Here is a 700-nt window from a genome sequence, read left to right as displayed (position 1 = left end):
AATGACGGTGCGAGCCGCACGGGCAGATAAAGAAATGACGAAGGAAAAGTGGGGGTAAGTTAAAGCTAAAATAAAAATAAAAAGAGGTTTATTAGTAGATTTCAACTTTGACAAATTTTGAAACTTTGGCAAAGTTCGTACATATAAACGAATAAATGACGGTGCGAGCCACACGGCAGATAGACAATAAACAAAGGAAAAGTAGAGACAAGGTGGTGAAAAAGCGGAGAGCAAACGGAGGAAAACGACTGGAAAAATTAATTAGAAAATAATTTTGGGTAAATGAAAATAAATTCCTATCTTTGCCAAATTAACACATAAATAAGATTAAAGATTATGAAGAAATTACTAGCCTTAATAGCTTTTTTATGGGTAATGACCGCCTGTGAAAAATCAGGGGAAGATACGCCCCAAAATACGCAAACTCAAATACCTTATGATTGGGATTTTTATTTGAAACCTTCTCGGTTATATGCAGTAAAAAATGAAAAAAATGCCGAGTTGAAAAAACTGTATTACCAAGTGTATGGTACGCCCTGCGGAGATTGGTATGATGGAATTAACCCAAACAGTAAGGATAGCGACCGCTATCTAAAGAATTTTGTTGAAGGAGCTGAACACGCTCGCAAAACGCCTATTGTGGTGATTTACGGTATCCCCAATCGCGATTGTGGCTCGTTTTCAAAAGGTGGACATCCTA

1 protein-coding gene is annotated in these 700 nt (G+C 37.1%); it reads left to right on the top strand.

Annotated elements, in window-relative coordinates; all coding sequences use genetic code 11:
- Positions 1-336 precede the first annotated feature (336 nt).
- A partial coding sequence (locus HMPREF9072_RS12460; protein WP_009410609.1) for a glycoside hydrolase family 6 protein occupies positions 337-700 on the top strand: 364 nt, incomplete at its 3' end.

The organism is Capnocytophaga sp. oral taxon 324 str. F0483 (assembly GCF_000318315.2).
In the GTDB taxonomy this organism is placed as follows: Bacteria; Bacteroidota; Bacteroidia; order Flavobacteriales; family Flavobacteriaceae; genus Capnocytophaga; species Capnocytophaga ochracea.
This window is presented reverse-complemented; position numbering and strand designations above follow the sequence as displayed.